The 13,442-nt window shown below is 70.7% G+C and carries 13 protein-coding genes and 2 pseudogenes; 2 read left to right on the top strand and 13 right to left on the bottom strand.

Going from position 1 to position 13,442, the window contains the following annotated elements; all coding sequences use genetic code 11:
- Nucleotides 1-352 precede the first annotated feature (352 nt).
- Nucleotides 353-613, top strand: coding sequence for a hypothetical protein (locus N6H00_RS39915; protein ID WP_268969406.1), 261 nt, complete (start codon nt 353-355; stop codon nt 611-613).
- A gap of 37 nt (nt 614-650) precedes the next feature.
- Here N6H00_RS39915 and N6H00_RS39910 read toward each other — a convergent pair whose 3' ends face one another.
- From N6H00_RS39910 to N6H00_RS39855, 11 genes and pseudogenes are all read right to left on the bottom strand, one after another.
- On the bottom strand, nt 651-1,082 hold the full coding sequence (locus tag N6H00_RS39910; RefSeq protein WP_268969407.1) for a DUF4259 domain-containing protein: 432 nt from the start codon (nt 1,080-1,082) through the stop codon (nt 651-653).
- 38 nt (nt 1,083-1,120) lie between these two features.
- A pseudogene (locus N6H00_RS39900) lies at nt 1,121-2,520 on the bottom strand (ISL3 family transposase); the annotation flags it as partial.
- 86 nt (nt 2,521-2,606) lie between these two features.
- Nucleotides 2,607-3,083 (bottom strand): annotated as a pseudogene (locus N6H00_RS39895) (AMP-binding protein); the annotation flags it as partial.
- Nucleotides 3,084-3,171: 88 nt separating this feature from the next.
- Nucleotides 3,172-3,345 (bottom strand): hypothetical protein, encoded by a 174-nt coding sequence (locus tag N6H00_RS39890; RefSeq protein ID WP_268976801.1) that lies wholly within the window; start codon nt 3,343-3,345, stop codon nt 3,172-3,174.
- Nucleotides 3,335-3,772, bottom strand: coding sequence for a hypothetical protein (locus N6H00_RS39885; protein WP_268976800.1), 438 nt, complete (start codon nt 3,770-3,772; stop codon nt 3,335-3,337). The genes N6H00_RS39890 and N6H00_RS39885 overlap by 11 nt, the downstream gene beginning before the upstream one ends.
- Before the next feature lie 337 nt (nt 3,773-4,109).
- Entirely contained in the window at nt 4,110-4,472 is a 363-nt protein-coding gene (locus tag N6H00_RS39880; protein WP_268976798.1) for a helix-turn-helix domain-containing protein, read from the bottom strand.
- A 175-nt stretch (nt 4,473-4,647) separates the two neighbouring features.
- Nucleotides 4,648-5,430 (bottom strand): SDR family NAD(P)-dependent oxidoreductase, encoded by a 783-nt coding sequence (locus N6H00_RS39875; protein ID WP_268976797.1) that lies wholly within the window; start codon nt 5,428-5,430, stop codon nt 4,648-4,650.
- A gap of 122 nt (nt 5,431-5,552) precedes the next feature.
- Nucleotides 5,553-7,154 (bottom strand): ABC-F family ATP-binding cassette domain-containing protein, encoded by a 1,602-nt coding sequence (locus N6H00_RS39870; RefSeq protein ID WP_268976796.1) that lies wholly within the window; start codon nt 7,152-7,154, stop codon nt 5,553-5,555.
- Nucleotides 7,155-7,314: 160 nt separating this feature from the next.
- Complete coding sequence (locus N6H00_RS39865) at nt 7,315-8,691, bottom strand: MFS transporter (protein ID WP_268976795.1); 1,377 nt, start codon at nt 8,689-8,691, stop codon at nt 7,315-7,317.
- An 18-nt stretch (nt 8,692-8,709) separates the two neighbouring features.
- Nucleotides 8,710-10,131, bottom strand: a complete 1,422-nt coding sequence (locus N6H00_RS39860; protein ID WP_268976794.1) for an aldehyde dehydrogenase family protein — start codon at nt 10,129-10,131, stop codon at nt 8,710-8,712.
- A gap of 219 nt (nt 10,132-10,350) precedes the next feature.
- A complete protein-coding gene (locus tag N6H00_RS39855; RefSeq protein WP_268976793.1) occupies nt 10,351-11,517 on the bottom strand; it encodes a cytochrome P450 in 1,167 nt (388 codons plus the stop codon).
- Between N6H00_RS39855 and N6H00_RS39850 the strand changes: the two genes are divergently transcribed.
- A complete protein-coding gene (locus N6H00_RS39850; RefSeq protein WP_268976792.1) occupies nt 11,468-11,920 on the top strand; it encodes a thiamine pyrophosphate-dependent enzyme in 453 nt (150 codons plus the stop codon). The genes N6H00_RS39855 and N6H00_RS39850 overlap by 50 nt on opposite strands.
- A gap of 170 nt (nt 11,921-12,090) precedes the next feature.
- Here N6H00_RS39850 and N6H00_RS39845 read toward each other — a convergent pair whose 3' ends face one another.
- Nucleotides 12,091-12,867 (bottom strand): SDR family oxidoreductase, encoded by a 777-nt coding sequence (locus N6H00_RS39845; RefSeq protein ID WP_268976791.1) that lies wholly within the window; start codon nt 12,865-12,867, stop codon nt 12,091-12,093.
- A 62-nt stretch (nt 12,868-12,929) separates the two neighbouring features.
- Nucleotides 12,930-13,424, bottom strand: coding sequence for a VOC family protein (locus N6H00_RS39840; protein ID WP_268976790.1), 495 nt, complete (start codon nt 13,422-13,424; stop codon nt 12,930-12,932).
- Nucleotides 13,425-13,442: the final 18 nt, after the last annotated feature.

Here is a 13,442-nt window from a genome sequence, read left to right as displayed (position 1 = left end):
AGCACTACCACCCACAGCACCAGACAGCGGCAGCCAGCCACCAGCAACCGCATAGACAAGGACACCCAGGGCCTTCTCCGGGCGCAACACGACGGGTCCGGACGGCCGAGAGGCCATCCGGCCCCTGGACGATCCCCCACTTCTGGGCGATCTCGCACATCGACGGCCCGCCACCCGCCCAGCCCGACGCCGCCGCTCTTCCGGCTTCCGCCAGGCACGCCCGCTCCAGAATGTTCCAAGACAGATCTCCAGCGCCGTCGCGGAGGGGGATCAGGTGCCCGGACCAGGGTGGGAAAACTGGACAGCCGCAGGAGTGGATCCCAGCCGCCCGCCGGCCGACTGGGGCTGGAAGGTGACACGCCCTGCAGGCCACGGCTTCGAGGACGACCTGGCCGACTACGCCGCCGCACTGCGCGACCGCCGCAGCATCCTCCTCGAGGAACCGCCCGGCGTCGCGCTGCGGCGCCGCAAGCAGCCGTGGCACCGGGCAGCCCCGTACGCATCGGGTACGACCTACCCGCCGTTCACGAACGACATCCCCTTCGGACTGTGGATCTTCAGCCTCACCCCGGACGACGACCAGGCACGCTCCGGTGGCTTTGTTCACGTGTAGCGGTTCTGGCTCAGGTTCCGTGCCGAGTGACGCTCCGTTATGGCTGGACATCGAATGCAGCGATTGAAGGGGGTGGCGGGGCAAGCACGGCGCGAAGGCGCGTCAGTATGGCTCGCCACTGCTTCCAGTCCTCCGGGTCGACCCAGTTTGAAGCCGGCCCGTCCTCGTCGCTGGCGATGCGGGCGAGGGCTTTGTCGGCGAGTGCCCGAAGGTCGGAAGGGAACACGGGCATAGGTGTTTCCGGACCGTAGGACTTGTCGACGGGTTCGCCTCCCGGGCATTGCGCCGCGATGAGTGCAGCGGCGGCCACCGCCTCTTCTGCTTCCGTGAGATAGCCGGTGGCGTCGATCGTCCGGATGAGGACGCCTCGGATCAGGGCTTCGCGCGCCTCGGGCTCGGCGTCGTCGAGAGCGTTGGCGAAGTCTGCGGCTGTGTCGTTGTCGAAGGGACCGGTATCCCAGGTGCCCATGCTGATCTCCCTTGCGTAAGGTCGCCCGGATCCTCGCATCAGGGACTGACAACATGACTACGGGGTGAGCGGACCCGTTTGCGCAGGAGGTCGAAGCCTGCGCGGCCGAACATCTGGCGCTTGAGCATCTTGATCCGGTTGACGTGGCCTTCGACGACTCCGGAGCTGCAGGGCAGCGTCAGGCCGGCGATGACCGCGTCGCGATCTCGGTCGATTCCGGCCGCGAGAATGTGGAGGCTGGGCAGGTCGTCCTGGCGGACGGCGTCGAGCCACTGCGGGAGTCGTTCACCCTGGCGTTCGGTGAGCATGTGGGCGAAGGACCGGACGTGACGGGTCAGGGCATCGAGTTCGGGGCAGTTGGCCAGGACGGCCTTGAGCCGGAGCTGTTCGATCTCGGTCAGCGTCTCGGGTCGGCTGAGGATCCATCTGGTCACCACACAGGGTGCCGGCTGCTGCGCGGCGACCGGCCGTGGCGAGGTGCGCTTCGCTCGCAGGTATGCGCTGACCCGGCCGTAGCTGCCGCGATAGCCCAAGGGAACGATCTCCTCCCAGAGTTTCCAGGCGTTGGTGCAGCCCTCGTCCCAGCGTTCGTCCAGGTAGAGCTTGTAATCGTCGAGGACGGAGGTCCTGTTGTGCTGCCACTGACTGCGAAAGAGGTCTTCCGGCTTCGCAGCGTCGGCGAGGCTCTTGACGGTCGGTGGGTCATCTGGAGCTGACGCCTGATGGAGCGGCGGCTGTGGCCGGCTTCCAGCAGCGCGTGGACCGTGGCGTGCCGGGCTCGGACGCGGTTGGCGAACCGCTCGCTCCGCCAGGGAGAGTCCGCCTTCTGCTCGGGCGGCACGGGTGGTTCGGCCTTCGCCTCGCGATCGGGGACCAGGACGCGGAGGCACTGGCGGTGGCGGGCGACCGCCCGCTCAGCGGCTTCCCCGAGGTTGTGCCACAAGTGCCAGCGGTCGGCGACCTGCGTCGCCTGGGGTGCCCCGGCAGTGGCGCCTTCCGCGAAGAACAGCGCGCGGTCCCGGCAGACGACCTCGATCCCTGGCCGCTGGGCGAGCCAGGCGGCCAGGCTCGATGCTTCTCGATCAGGCAGGAGGTCAATCGGCCGACTGGTCTCGACGTCCACCAGGACAGTGCCATAGTGGCGGCCCTTACGGGTGGCGTACTCGTCGACGCCGACCACCCGAGGCGTCGGCACCTCCGGCTCGGGCAGCGCCTTGACCAGGCGTAAGACCGTACTCCGGCTGATGGACATGCCAAGCACGGCAGCCAGGCGGGCGCCGGCTCGACCAGCCAGAGCGAGGCCGACTGCGGTCAGGATGGAACGCAGTCGCTCGGTGCGCTGGCCATGCCTGCGGGTGAGGCCAGATATCTGCTCCACGAACGTCTGACGTGGGCACTTGGTGTTCCCGCACCGTCGTCGATGGTGACGTCGAACCCGGGCGAGCCGATCTGCGCTCCGCGCTGTTGTGGCGAGGCCCCCACCAGCCGCGCGAACGCGGCGACGTAGACGTCCAGCGCGGCACGGCTGATCAGGGTGCCCACCGGCGTCCCCGTCGATCCCGAGGTGAACAGACAGTAGGCGGGGTGCTCCGGCCGGGCACCCGGATCGCGCGGGGCGGGGCCTTCCCGGGCCGTCAGCCCCTCGGGCCGGACCGCGGGGACGCCGGCGGCCCCGGCCAGTTCGTCGTCGTCGGTGACCAGCAGCGCCACGGAGGCGCGCCTCAGCAGCAGGCGTAGCCGGTCCGGTGGCTGGGCTTGGTCCAAGGGCGTGAAGCAGGCACCCGCGAGCAGCACGGCGAGTTTGAGGACGAACAGGTCAGCGGTGCGGGGCAACACCAGCCCGACGCGGTCCCCGGGGCGCACGCCGAGGGAGATCAGGGCGCCGGCCGCCGCGCGGGCGGCGGAGTGGAGTTCGGCGTAGGTCAACCGGGTGCCCCGGTGGTCGGTGAGCGCCGGTGCATCCGGCGCCAGGCGGACCTGGCGGGCCACGGCGTCGAGCATGTCCATCGTTACCCCCTTTTTCTACGGGACCGGACGCGCACGGTGGGCGTGGCGCGCCCCGGCGGCCGGGAGGTGTGCCCTGGCGAGGTCAGGAACGGGTGCTCCTGGTCATCTTGCGCCCGACTCCACACTCGTCGAACCACAGCGAGGTCTCGGCCGTGTGGAAAGAACCGTCCGGTGCGGGCTCGTACTGCCGGTAGTGGTGGATCGCGGTGAGGTAGACGTGGACGGTGGCCGCCCAGCGCGTCTCTTCATTGACCATCAGGTGCAGTTGCTTGTCGTCCTCGGGCAGGATCGGGGTGACCCTGCCGGGCGCGATGATGAACTCGCTGCCCTGGGTGAGTTTCGACGTGTTCGCCCTCGCACCGGGTGACGCTGTACTTGATTTCCTTCGCCTCGCCGATGAGCGCGCTGACCGCGCCGATCGTGTCGTCGTGGTCGTGTATCGGGCTCCCCCGTCCCGGGCCCCAGAAAACGAGGACGATCTGGTAGGGCTCCTGCGGGTCGTTCAGCAGCAGCCGCGTGTAGTTCCCGCTCGGGCTGTACGCCTCGGCGAAGTCCTGGTTCTCCGTCAAGGTGGTGAACTCCGCGAGCGGGCCGGAGAGCCTGTCGATGATCTCCTGGTGTGCGAGCTCGTCGGCCTCACTCTTGATCTGTGCGACCGTGTCGATGAGTGTGGTGACGTCCATGGATCACTTCCACTGCGTGAGTCGGGTAGCTCCGCTGGGGATTGGTCGCGCGACGGGGCAGGGGACCGCAGGTGGTGCGCACCGCTCGGCATCGGGTGCCGCTCCTGGCGGTGGAGCGGTCCCGACGCCGAGCTCCGCGGTGTTGCCGCGGAGCGGACGACCTGCTTGAGGAGCGGGCCACGTCCGGATGGCGGTACGGACGCGACCCGTGGCGGGACGGCGCATAGAAGGTGGTGGGTGGGCAACGGCCGGCGGGTGGTGTGCGGGGGCTCCTCTCACGTAGGCACCGGTGGTCGGCGGGTACTACCGGTGCGGGTGGACGGTGGTGGGTGCAACCTCACTCGTGGGCGGGCCGGCCCGCCGCGTCGTCGCGAGGCAGGTCGCCCGAGGCGACCACGGCATCGCGGAGCGGCTTGCACAGCGCGATGAGCCGTTCCGCGCGTTCGGCTCCCAAGGATCGGTAGGGGGGAGCCGCGGCGGCGTCGGTCGCGTCCTCGATCCGGGAGCGCAGCCGCCTGCCCGTCTCGGTCAACCGCCCGGAGGAGTCCAGGAGGCCCGACTCGGTGAGCGCGGTCACCTCCGCGTCCCACTCCTGCTCGGACCAGTCGCGGTGCTCGCGCATCTGCTGGGCGCCGAACAGGCTTCTGCCGGTGGCGGTATCGGTGACCAGCGCCGCGATGGCGCCGACACCGTGGCCCACCAGTGCGGCGGGCCCGCGACGCCGGCGGGCGCCTCCCCGCGGTAGCCGGGGGCATGCCGACAGCAGCGCCCAGTGCGAGGGCGACCAGGCGCGGCCGCTGAGGTCGCAGTGTCGAAGGTCGCCCGGACAGGGCCTGGGAACACGGACCCCTCCCCTCTGTCGTTGGCGGACGCGGTCAGTGTGCGAGCCCCGGGGGAAGCCCCAGGAACAGGCCACCGCTGACCTCGATGAGCTGTCCGGTGACCCACCTCGCGTCATCCGAGGCGAGGAACGCCACGACGTCGGCGACATCGGCGGGGGCGCCGATCCGGCCGAGCGCGGTCATGTCGATGATGACCTGCCTGGTCTCCGGCTGCTCCCGCCGCTCCGCAGCGGTCAGGTCGGTGTCCACGGCGCCTGGGGCCACGGTGTTCACCGTGATGCCACGCTCACCCAGCAGGTGCGCCAGGGTCCGGTTCATCGCCACCACCGCGGCCTTGGCCATCGTGTAGGCCACGTCCGCCACCGCAACCCGGACCGCGGCGGAGGAGACGGACACCACCCTGCCGCCGTCGGCGAGCAGTGGCAGCGCGCGCTGCACCAGGAAGAAGGGTGCCCGGGCATTCACCGCGAACAGCCTGTCGAAGATCTCGGGTGTGGTGGCCTCGAAGAACGTCGTACTGAAGCCCGCGTTGTTGACCAGCACGTCGAGTCTGTCCCTGCCGCCGTCGGCGAACCGGGAACTCGCCTCGGCGAGCAGGCGGTCCACCCCGGCGACCGTCGACAGGTCGGCGCCGACGGCGAACGCCTCCCCGCCACGTTCGCGGATATGTGCCACGGCCTTCCGGGCGGCCTGCTCGTCGTGTCCGTAGTGGACGGCCACATGGGCGCCGTCCGCCGCCAGCCGCTCGGCGATGCCGCGGCCGATCCCGCGCGAGGAACCGGTGACCAGTGCTGTGCGGCCTTTCAGGTCGTGCATGGTGCTCCCTCAGCGAATCGGCCGGTCCGGGAAGGACCGGGTATGGCCGTATGGCGTTCTGCCGGTACGGGTTCGCAAGGGGCCAGGTCCCGACGGAGCGGGCGGCGTGCCGTTGTCCCAGATCAGGCCAGGGAGATCAGGTCGGCGTACTCCTCGCTCCACAGGTCCTCCTCCCCGTCGGGGAGGAAGAGGACCCGGTCGGGGCGGAGCGCCTCCACCGCGCCCCGGTCGTGGGTGACCATGACGACCGCCCCCGGATAGTCGCCCACGGCGGCCAGGACCTCGTCACGGGAGACCGGGTCCAGATTGTTCGTGGGTTCGTCGAGCAGCAGCACGTTCGCGCCGGAGTGGATGAGGCACGCCAGCGCCAGCCGGGTCTTCTCGCCGCCGGAGAGGACACCGGTGGGCTTGTCGGCGTCGTCGCCTCGGAACAGGAACGCGCCGAGCACCTGCCGTACCTCGCCGTCGGTCAATCCCGGGGCCGAGGACGACAGCGACTGAAGCACCGTCGCGGCGGGATCGAGCGTGTCGTGCTCCTGGGCGAAGTACCCCAGACGCAGGCCGTGTCCCGGCACCACCCGTCCCCGGTCAGGCGGCTCCTCGCCTGCCAGGACGCGCAGCAGCGTGGTCTTGCCCGCACCGTTGAGCCCCACCACGACCAGACGGCTGCCCCGGTCGACGGCCAGGTCGATCCCGTCGAAGACCGTGTGCTCGCCGTACGACTTGGCCAAGCCGACCGCCGCCAGCGGGACGCGCCCGCAGGGCTCCGGGGTGGGCAGCCGTACCCGGGCCACTCGTTCGGCCCTGCGGGTCGGCTCCAGTTCCCGCAGCATGGTATCCGCGCGCCGGACCATGTTCCGCGCGGCCACCGCGGTCGCCACGTGTGATCGCATCTTCTCCGCCTGCGCGCGCAGCGCCGCGGCCTTGCGTTCGGCGTTGGCGCGCTCCCTGACCCTCCTGCGCTCGGCGGCCTCGCGGTCGGTCCGGTAGCGCCGCCAACCGGTGTTGTAGACCTCGATCGCCAGTCGTTCGGCGTCGACATGGAAGACCCGGTTCGCCACGGCCGCGATGAGATCGGCGTCGTGACTGATCATCAGCAGGCCGCCGGAGAACCCCGACAGGAAGGTGCGCAGCCAGGTGACGGAGTCGGCGTCGAGGTGGTTGGTCGGTTCGTCGAGCAGCAGCGTGTCCTGCTCGGCGAAGAGAATCCTCGCCAACTCCACCCGCCTGCGCTGCCCGCCGGACAGTTCGCCGAGCCGCTGCGTCAGCACCCGGTCGGGCAGGCCGACGCCCGCAGTCACCTGTGCGGCGACGGCCTCGGCCGCGTAGCCCCCCAGGACGTCGAACTCGTCCTGCGCCCTGGTGTAGGCGCGCATGGCCCGGTCGCGCTCGGTGTCGGACCGGGCTTCGGCCATGGCGGTCTCCGCGGCGCGCAGCGCGGCTGTGACGCGGTCCAGGCCGCGGGCGGCCAGGACCCGGTCCATGACCGTCTGGTTCTGGTCGGCTCCGCGCGGGTCCTGTGCCAGGTAGCCGACCGGTCCGGTCGCCCTGATGGTCCCGGCGGCGGGCCGCAGTTCACCCGCCATCGTGCGCATGAGCGTCGTCTTGCCCACCCCGTTGCGCCCGACGAGGGCGACCCGGTCACCGGGGGAGATGTGGAAGTTGACATCCGACAGCAGCAGACGTGGGCCGACACGCACATCCACATTACACAGTGTAATCAATGAAAACTCTCCGCGTCTTCCTGAAGGCAGACCTGTCCCCTTGGGCGAGGGTGGGTCGCTAGGAAACACGCGGAGTCGACATGCGGGTCATGCTAGCGACCTACCGACGAGACATGCCAGCCGTTTGTTGGTGCGCACGGTGCGCGCGGGGCCGTGCGGCTCAGCCCACAGCGGTACTTCCCCCCGCGGGGGCGGTGCGCGAGGCACCCACCGCCGCGGCGGCGCAGACGGCCGCGGCCACCAGGCCCAGCACTCCCATTGCGGCGCCGAACCCCAGGTGCCCGGACGCGGTGGCCCCGACGAGCACCCCGGCCCCACTCGTGCCCAGGCCAGCCGCGGTCACGTCGCTGATCTGCAGCGCCGACGAGTTCGCTCCCGTCTCGTCCTCGGCGGACTGTTCGAGTACGAGTACACCGGTGGTGGGAACGGACATCCCCATGCCCAGCCCGCCCACGATCCACAGCAGGTACACCGGCCACCCTGGAGCCCCCTCAAGACACAGGGCCGCCATGCCCACGAAGCAGCACGCCAGGGCGATGAGACCGCACCGAAGCAGCGACGGCCTCGTCATCTTGGAGATCCGGCCCTGCGCCTGGGCCCCGGCCCACCAGCCGATGGAACCCGCCAGCAAGGGCAGGCCCGCGGCCGCGGTCCCGAAACCGTGGAGCGTGGCGAGGGTCAGCGGCACGACGGACTCCACCGCGTAGAACGTCCCCGCCAGCAGGCCGCGCACCGCGATCACGGCGGGCACTCCCTGGCGCAGCCGGGTCGACCCCCGGGGCAGCAGTTCCCGCAGCCCTGCCACCAGCGCCAGCAGGCCCGCCCCCAGCAGGAGCACGGTCAGCGGCGTCCGCCCGGCGACGACGGCGTTTCCCCCCGTCTGGAGCAGGACGACCCCACCCCCGGCGAGCAGCGCGAACAGGGGCTTGCGGAATCCGCCCGCCGGTGTGCTCCGGGGCGCGGCCGACATGCGAAGAGCGCGGAGCAGCGCCCCTCCACAGGCCAGTGCCAGCGGCACCAGGCCGAGGAACACCCAGCGCCACCCGACGTGCGCGGTGATCGTGCCCGAGAGGATCGGCCCGACCAGCGCCGGCACGACGTAGGCCGCGGAGATGATGGCCAGTGCCCGGGGGCGCAGTTCCGGCGGGTAGGCGGTGGCCACGATCTTGAACACCGCGGTCGAGGCCAGCCCGACGCCGATTCCCTGCGCGCTCCTGCCCAGGACGAATATCGCCATGTTCACAGCGGTTCCCGCCACCAGCAGGCCGACGGTGAACACGGCGATGCCGGTGAGCAGCGGCCTGCGCGGACCGACGCGGTCGCACCACTGGCCCGCCGCGCCGAGGCCCACCATGTTCATGACCAAGAAGGCGCTGTAGGACCAGCCGAAGAAGGCGAGCCCGCGCAGCTCGCGCACCGCCGAGGGCATCGCGGTCGCGACCGCCAGACCCTCGAACGCGAACAGGCTGATGGCCACGGCGATGCCGATGCTGGTGAGTCGCCACTGCGGCGCGAAAACGCCGGGGGAACGTTCCACGATCGTCGAATCCAACTGCTATAGGCGGTGTGTCACTTGCTTGACCCGTGTGTACGCCTCGAAACCGTATCGTGACAGATCCTTGCCGTGGCCGGACTGGCGAAAGCCACCGTGCGGCAGTTCCGACGGGAACTGCAGGTGGGTGTCGACCCATACGGTGCCGTAGGCGAGCTCCGCCGAGAGCCGCATCGCCCTTCGGTGATCGGTGGTCCAGACGGCGGAAGCGAGGCCGTATGGTGAGGAGTTGGCCCGCCGGAGGGCGTCCGCTTCGTCGGTGCAGCGCTCGACGGTGATCACGGGGCCGAAGATCTCCGTAGGGGTGATGTCGTCCTCCCCGCGCACTCCGTCGATGACGGTGGGGGCGTAGAAGAAGCCTCGGTCGCCCACCCTGTGGCCACCCGTGACCACTCGTGCCTGTGGCGGCAGCGCGTCGACGCATCCCTGCACGCGCGCCAGTTGCTCGGGGTTGTTCAGCGGCCCGTACGCGCTGCCGGGTTCCGGGGGCGGACCGGGGCGCCGTGTCGAAGCCTCCGCCACGAGCGCCTCGAGCAGCAGGTCGTGCACCGCGTCGGCCACCAGGACCCGGCTGGCGGCCGTGCAGTCCTGCCCGGCGTTGGTGACCGCCCCGGTGACAATGGTCCGTGCGGCGTCGGCGATGTCGGCGTCGGCGCACACGAGGACCGGGGTCTTGCCGCCCAGTTCGAGGTGGGTGCGCTTGAGCGTGGCGGCGGCACGGGTGGCCACGTCCACACCGGCGGCGACCGATCCGGTCAGCGAGACCGCGGCGGGCACCGGGTGCTCGACCATGAGCCGCCCCGTCGCGGGGCCGCCGCAGACCACGTTGAACACGCCGGGCGGCAGGATCCGGGTGGCGAGGTCGGCCAGCATGAGCGCCGACGAGGGGGTGGTCTGCCCAGGCTTGAACACGACGGTGTTCCCGGCGGCGATCGCCGGAGCCGCCTTCAACACCGCCATCAGCAGCGGAAAGTTCCACGGCGCGAGTTGCGCGCACACTCCCACCGGTTCGCGCCGGGTGTAGGAGGTGTGCCCCGGTGCGTACTCGCCCCCCGCCACACCGTCGAGCAGCCGCGCGGCACCGGCGAAGAAGCGCAGTTCGTCGACGATCCCGCGGATCTCGCCCGCGGCGTCCCGGCTTCCGGTGTCACGCAGCTCCGCCTCGCTGAACTCGGCGGCCTGCCCGGTGACGGCGTCGGCCAGCTCGAGCAGCGCCGACTGACGCTCGCCAGGTGTGGTCCGCGACCACTCCTCGAAGGCCGACGCCGCCGCGCGCATGGCGCGGTCGATGTCTTCGGCCCCGGTGCACGGTACGTGTAGCCGCGCTTCGCCGGTGCACGGGTCGAGCACCTCGAGGTGTTCGGTGCCCGGGAGCGGCTCGACCCGCTTGCCGTTGACGACACTGTGAACGGTGGATGCTGTCACGGTGGTGTTCTCCTGTCCGCTCTGAGGAGTCCGGTCCGGGTGGTGAGGTGGATAGCCGCTGGTGGCGGACGAGCACGGCGACCAGGCCGACGGTTCGCGAGGCCGGGCGGGCCTGCGACCGCTGGTTCGCCGGGCGCCGTCCGGCGCATCCGGTCCCGGACCCCGGCTCGGAACCAGGCCGGGAACCGGCGGTACGCGGTGTACAGGCCGGTCCGGTACTCAATCGCCGCCGGTGACCCAGAGCGAGGTAAAGCCGTGGAAGCCCAGGTTGTTGTTCCAGTCGGTCGCCTGCGGCGGCACCCGCAGAGCCGGCCACCTGCGGTACAGGGTGCTCAGCGCGATTCGGGTCGTCTGGCGCACGAGCGGGTCGCCGAAGCAGAGGTGCCGGCCGATACCGAAGGTGAGATGCCGGTTGGGCAGCGGCCGGTCGAGGACCAGCTCGTCCGGGCGCTCGAAGACGTCGGGGTCGCGGTTGGCCGAGGCCACGTACAGCAGCAGGGGCTGCCCCTTGCGCAGCGGGACGACGGTCCCGTCGGAAGCGGTGTACTCGAAGTCCTCGCCCGCGACGCGTCCGACGAACGAGACCGGTGTACACACGCGCAGGAGTTCTTCGACGGCGGGGCCCACGGTGCCGGGGCGCAGCGGCAGATCCCGCTCGGCGGCGGGGACGTCGGCGAGGGCGCGCACGCTGTTGCCGATGAGGTACCGGATGGACGCCACGCCCGCGAACAGCAGCAGCGCCGCCTGCGCGACCACGTCGCGCTCGGAGAAGCGGTACCCGTGTACCTCCGTCTCCCGTAACCGGTGCAGCAGGCCGCCCGCGGTGCGCGAGCGGCGCGCGTTGTCCTCGGACGCGAGGAAGTCGGCGAGTTCCCGGGTGCTCTTCCGGGTCCGGCGCAGGTGCTCCACCGAAACCGAGGTCGAGCCGAACAGGTGCGCGATGTCGTCCGTCCAACGGTTGAGCCGGGCGTGTGCTTCGACCGGGACGCCGAGCACATCGGCGATCACCATCGCGGGCAGCAGGAAGGCGACGTCCGATATGAGGTCGAACCCGGTGGGGTCGACCCGGTCGAGCAGTCCGTCGACGATGCCCTGGACACGCGGCTCGAGGTACTCGTCGGTGAACGGCACATAGCCCCGGTTGGCCTGTCGGCGGTTACGGGTGTGCTCCTTGCCGTCATGGAACGCCAGCCAGCGGCCGTAGATGTCGATCATGTCCGCGAACTCCTCGCGCTGCTCGGGCGGGAGGAAGCGCAGCGGGACCGCCGAGCGCGCGTTGGACAGCCGCTCGTCCTTCATCAGTCGCGCACAGTCGGCGTACCGGAACATCAGCCAGGTGCCGCCGAAGATCGTTCCGGACAGGTGGGCCGGGCTGCGCTCGCGCATCAGCGCCTTCTACACGACCGCGAGCGGCGCGCTGGGACACGGACTTCCCGCAGCGGTCGGCATGGCGCTGGGCAGGCCGGGAACCCGGGTGGTCGCCGTGGTGGGCGACGGCTCCGCCAGGTACGCCATCCAAGCGCTGTGGTCGGCGGCCCGGCTGCGTCTCCCGATCACCGTCATCGTGGTGAACAACCGCCGTTACGCCACGGTGGAGGGCTTCGCCGACCGGTTGGGCATGGGGAAACCGGTGGGCACGACACTCGACGGGCTGGACTTCGCCGCACTCGCCACCGCCCAGGGCTGCGCGGGCAGACAGGTCGCCGATCCGGCCGAATTGGTGCCCGCGCTGAGGGCCGCGCTCACCGCCACCAGCCCGTACCTGCTCGACGTGGTGGTGGACGGGTGAGCCGCGCCCCAGTGCCGCGTCAGCCAAGGATTCCCCGCTCGCCGCCCTGGCACGGCCATCCGCGGCGTTGCCGAACCGACCGAGCAGGCCCGCTACGAGGCCGATTCGGCGCGTTGCGACTGACCGCACCAGGACGCCTCGCGACCGGGCGAACCGTGGCTGACGCGGCACTAGCGCACGGTCAGGCCGCCATCGGGCCGCAGCACCTCACCGGTCATGCCTGCTGCTGCGGGGGACGCCAGGAACCGGTAGAGCGGGGCGACCTGCTCGGCGCGCAGCACCACGCCCAGCGGGTTGAACGCCCGCACCGTCGCCGTGATCTCATCAGCGCCGGCGAAGACGTGCCGACCGTCCACGGTGCGCAGTCCGGTCACGATCCCACCCGGGGCCACGGCATTGACCCGGACCGAGGGCGCGAGGTCGGCGGCCAGGTGGCGCACCACCCCCAGCGCTGCGTGCTTGGCGGCGGCGTACGCGATACCCGCGCCGTTGCCGCGCACGAGGTAGGACGCATCGGACAGGGTGAAGACCATCGACCCCCCACTGTCGGCGAGAGCCCTGACAGCAGCCTGTGCCCCGAGCAGGTAGCCCACGACGTCCACGTCGAGCACATACCGGGTCACTTCGGCCAGCTCGGCGCCGCCGACGCCACGCACCCCGATCCCGCCGTCGTGAACCCCCGCCTTGCCGACGAACAGGTCCAGCCCTCCGAAGCGGGACAACGCGATGTCCACCACCCTGGCGTTGGCATCAGGGTCACGTACGTCGCCGACCGTCCACCGCACCCTGTCCGAGTCGCCGTCCGCCGGAGCGTCACGGGCGAGCACGGCGACCCGGTAGCCGTGTGCGGCCAGGTCGGCGACGACGGCGCTGCCGATGCCGGAGGCGCCGCCCGTCACCACGGCAACCGGCTCCCGCTCCATCCGCCGACTCCCTTCGCCTCCCATGCGGCTGTCTCCTCCCCATGGCCCCACTTCCCCACCCTCGTTCATCGACCCGCCCCTCCCGGTCACACCGGCGGCGGCTGCCACAGTCCCGTGTCCGGGCAGCCCAGGAGGCTCGCCGACACGGCGTCGTCGCGCGGCGACGCCACCCCCCAGGTGTCACTGGTCTGCGCGTTGCCCGGGTAGACGCGAGGAGTCCACTCGTGGTCGGGATCGATCCGCAGCATTCCCGTGGTGTATTCGGCGACGAATCTCGATACAGGTTCCTGGAAATACGTGAATGTGTTCGCCCCGACACCGTGCCGGCCCGGCCCCCACAGCGGCGAGTACCCGTTCCTGACCATGGCACCGGTTGCCCGCATGAATTCACCGATCCCGCGTAATTCGAAGGCGACGTGGTTCAGCGACGTGTGCGGTGCGCGGGTGAACGCGAGCATATGGTGGGCCGTACCGGAGCGGAGGAATACCATGATGTCCTCCACCCAGTCGCTCACTTTGAGGTCGAAAATCGATTGATAGAAGGCCAGCACGGTCGGCAGATCCGACGTGTTGAGCACCACGTGGCTGATCCCGGTCGG

It is taken from the genome of Streptomyces sp. S465, assembly GCF_026898115.1.
GTDB classification, from domain to species: domain Bacteria; phylum Actinomycetota; class Actinomycetes; order Streptomycetales; family Streptomycetaceae; genus Streptomyces; species Streptomyces luomodiensis.
Note: the sequence above shows the minus strand (reverse complement) of the source record. Positions and strands in the feature narration are given on the sequence as shown.